At 35.2% G+C, this 4,247-nt stretch carries 4 protein-coding genes; all 4 read left to right on the forward strand.

All coding sequences use genetic code 11. The features are described from left to right. The first annotated feature begins 230 nt into the window (after positions 1-230). Positions 231-1,409 (forward strand): class I SAM-dependent rRNA methyltransferase, encoded by a 1,179-nt coding sequence (locus CD172_RS08405; RefSeq protein ID WP_103346072.1) that lies wholly within the window; start codon positions 231-233, stop codon positions 1,407-1,409. 48 nt (positions 1,410-1,457) lie between these two features. After that, positions 1,458-1,988, forward strand: coding sequence for a hypothetical protein (locus tag CD172_RS08410; RefSeq protein ID WP_037566018.1), 531 nt, complete (start codon positions 1,458-1,460; stop codon positions 1,986-1,988). A gap of 157 nt (positions 1,989-2,145) precedes the next feature. Further along, on the forward strand, positions 2,146-2,412 hold the full coding sequence (locus CD172_RS08415; RefSeq protein ID WP_037566021.1) for a phosphocarrier protein HPr: 267 nt from the start codon (positions 2,146-2,148) through the stop codon (positions 2,410-2,412). Further along, positions 2,412-4,133, forward strand: a complete 1,722-nt coding sequence (ptsP, locus tag CD172_RS08420; RefSeq protein WP_037566023.1) for a phosphoenolpyruvate--protein phosphotransferase — start codon at positions 2,412-2,414, stop codon at positions 4,131-4,133. The genes CD172_RS08415 and ptsP overlap by 1 nt, the downstream gene beginning before the upstream one ends. Positions 4,134-4,247 lie beyond the last annotated feature (114 nt).

Here is a 4,247-nt window from a genome sequence, read left to right on the forward strand (position 1 = left end):
GAGCATGAAATGAAAAAGCCAGCGCCTTTAGACGCTAGCCGGTAAAGCGGGCTTATAGCCCAAGAGCAAACCACCCGTTTTACGGGTGGTCCTGATTTAATTTGCTTTGATTATAGATTTTGATGTTTTCATTTCTGATAATTTGAAATGAACACCAATAAAAAGACTTTCATTGATTCCTTTGATTCATGTTAAACTAAAATAAATGCTATAAAAGAAAGGCTGACATTATGAAAACAGCAATTTTAAATAAAGGGAAAGAAGAAAAATATTTCAATCAGTATCCTTTAATAGTGGAAACAGATATTTTTAAAAGTGACCGTTTGAATGAAGGAGACCTTTTCCAATTAAAATCATCAAAAGGTGAATTTATCGCAACATGTTATGTGGGGCGCCAACATAAAGGATTAGGTTGGATTTTATCTTATGATAGTGAAACAGCGATTAATACGTTATTCTTCAAAACATTATTTCAACAAGCACATGATGTGCGTGCGTATTATTATCACATCGAAGGAACGAATGCCTTTAGACTGTTTAATGGCGAAAGTGATGGTGTAGGGGGACTTACAATTGATTATTATGATGGCCATCTTTTAGTTCAATGGTATTCTGAAGGCATTTATCAATTTAGAGCCGATATTTTAGAAGCAATACAAGCCATCTTTCCATTTAAATCTATTTATGAAAAAACACGTTTTAAAAATGATGAAATTAAAAGTGGTTGGGTGTTAGGTGAAAAAACACAATTTCCAATTATTATTGAAGAAAATTTTACTTTTTATAATGTGCACTTAGATGATGGCCCAATGACTGGAATATTTTTAGACCAAAAAGAAGTAAGAAAAAAATTACGAGATTATTATAGTCATGGTAAACGGGTCTTGAATTTATTTAGTTACACGGGTGCATTTTCTGTCATCGCCGCTACGAATGGGGCACAAACGACAAGTGTAGACCTAGCAAATCGTTCACGACAACTTACGGAAGAAAATTTCGGTATTAATGGCATTGATCCTAGTTCACAATCTATTTATGTCATGGACACGTTTGATTATTATAAATATGCGGAACGACATGGTTATACGTACGATACAATTGTCATTGATCCACCAAGCTTCGCTAGAAACAAAAAAAAGACCTTTTCTGTTACGAAAGATTATGGCTTATTAATTCAAAACGCCTTAAAGATACTCAATCCAGGCGGTACATTGATATTAAGCACCAATCATAGTATGTATACGCTTAATGCATTTAAAAATACGACTAAAACAACTTTGAATCAAGCGAATGTTTCCTATCAATTAGACGAAGTGATGGGATTACCTAAAGATTTTAAAACACACCCACATTATAAACCTTCTAAATATTTAAAAGTTGTATTTGTTACATTACAGCATAACGCATGATAAAAAAGGGTATATATAGTTATTATATCGTTGAAAGGTGGCCTAGTTATGGGTTTAAAAGATAAAATGACGCGAAAAATGAGTAATAAAGTGATGCATATTGATGAAATTAAAGTGAAGGATGCATTACCGAAAACAGAAGCTGAAATCGAAAAAAGACGTCAATACGCAGAATCAGTCATTAAGAAAAAAGCATTGGTGTCTTCAGGTGCTACGGTAATACCTATTCCGGGATTCGATGTAGGGGTAGATATGAAGCTAATGAAAGATATTATAGAAGATGTCAATAAAATTTATGGCTTGGATCATAAACAAGTGAATAAAATGACAGATGATATGAAAAACCGCATCAAGATAGCTGCAGGCTTGCAAGGTAGCCAATTAATAGGTAAAAAAGTATCTAAAGGCATCCTGCGCATTGTTATACGCGACGTAGCTAAACGTACAGCTGCGAAACAAACGCGTTGGTTTCCATTAGTAGGTCAAGCTGTATCAGCATCAATTAGTTACTATTTTATGATGAAAGTTGGTAAAGAACATATTCAAAAATGCGAAAATGTTGTAAAGTCTCTTATCTGAATTGACGAAAAATTGTTGAAAAGCAAGAGAAAACGTATCATGACAACTATTTTCGAATTGAAAATAAATGTACTTTTTGGTAATGTAATGCTAAGTAGCTAATTTAAAAATAAATTTATGCTAATGAATTTATGGAATAGAAGGAGTAAGATAAAAGATGGAACAACAATCATATGTAATTATTGACGAAACAGGAATTCACGCACGCCCGGCGACAATGTTAGTTCAAACTGCTTCAAAGTTTGATTCTGATATTCAATTAGAATACAATGCGAAAAAAGTTAACTTAAAATCAATCATGGGTGTTATGAGCTTAGGTGTGGGTAAAGACGCTGAAATTACAATCTACGCAGATGGTAGCGACGAAAAAGAAGCAATTCAAGCTATTTCTGAAGTCTTATCAAAAGAAGGTTTAACAAAATAATGTCTGAAATCATGAAAGGTATTGCTGCATCTGACGGTGTCGCAATTGCTAAAGCCTATATGCTCATCGAACCAGATTTGAGTTTCTCTGAAACAACGACGAACGATACTGAAGCAGAAGTGCTTAAATTTAATGAAGCATTAAAAAACTCTAAAATCGAACTAACTAAAATTAGAAATAACGCTGAGGAACAATTAGGACCAGATAAAGCGGCTATTTTTGATGCACATTTACTTGTTTTAGACGATCCAGAATTAATTCAACCGATCGAAGCTAAAATTCGTGATGAAAAAGCTAGCGCACCACACGCGTTAACGGAAGTCACTCAAAACTTCATTATGATTTTTGAGTCGATGGATAATGAGTACATGAAAGAACGTGCTGCTGATATCCGTGACGTTTCTAAACGTGTCTTAGCGCACATTTTAGGTGTGGAACTTCCAAATCCAAGTATTATTGATGAAAGTGTAGTGATTGTAGGTCACGATTTAACGCCTTCTGACACTGCACAACTAAATAAACAATATGTACAAGGGTTTGTAACAAATATTGGTGGACGTACTTCTCATTCTGCAATTATGAGTCGTTCACTTGAAATTCCAGCAGTTGTTGGGACAAAAACGATAACTTCAAACGTTAAACAAGGTGACATGATGATTGTTGACGGTTTAACCGGTGATGTCATTGTAAATCCAACAGATGATGAACTTAAAGCATATCAACATAAGCGTCAATCATTCTTTGCAGACCGTGAAGAATTAAAAAAATTACGTGATGAAGCGTCTAAAACGCTTGATGGTCAACATGTTGAGCTAGCTGCAAACATTGGAACACCAAATGATTTAGAAGGTGTTAAAGATAACGGTGCTGAAGGTATCGGTTTATATCGTACTGAGTTCTTATACATGGGACGCGATAATATGCCAACTGAAGACGAACAATTCGAAGCTTATAAAAAAGTGCTCGAAGAAATGAATGGCAAACGCGTTGTTGTTCGTACGTTAGATATTGGCGGTGACAAAGAGTTACCTTATTTAAACTTACCAGAAGAAATGAATCCATTCCTTGGATATCGTGCAATCCGTTTATGTTTAGATCAACCTGATATTTTCCGTCCGCAATTACGTGCGTTATTACGCGCCTCTACGTATGGAAAATTAAACATCATGTTCCCAATGGTTGCGACAGTCCAAGAGTTCCGTGATGCGAAAGCGTTATTATTAGAAGAAAAAGCAAATCTTGAAAATGAAGGTGTTACCGTAAGCGATGATATCGAACTTGGTATTATGGTGGAAATTCCTTCTACTGCAGCACTTGCAGATGTATTTGCGAAAGAAGTAGACTTCTTTAGTATCGGAACGAACGACTTAATTCAATATACTATGGCAGCTGACCGTATGTCAGAACGCGTGTCGTATTTATATCAACCTTATAATCCTGCGATTTTAAGACTTGTTAAGCAAGTCATCGAAGCTTCTCATAAAGAAGGTAAATGGACAGGTATGTGTGGTGAAATGGCAGGAGATGAAACTGCGATTCCATTACTATTAGGTTTAGGATTAGATGAATTCTCAATGAGTGCGACTTCAATTCTAAAAGCGCGTCGCCAAATTAAACAATTAAGTCAAACTGAGATGCAACAGCTTGCAGACAAAGCGATTCAGTGTGCAACGGTGGATGAAGTGGTGTCACTTGTTCATGCGTATACAACAAAAGCATAAAGATAGAATATACTACAAGGGGCTGGGACATAGGGTTTCAGCTTCCAAGAAAAACACCACAAAAATCACTTCAAAAGATTTTGTGGTGTTTTTTCATTTGAATTCTACTTAAAA

This window comes from Staphylococcus agnetis, assembly GCF_002901865.1.
GTDB classification, from domain to species: Bacteria; Bacillota; Bacilli; order Staphylococcales; family Staphylococcaceae; genus Staphylococcus; species Staphylococcus agnetis.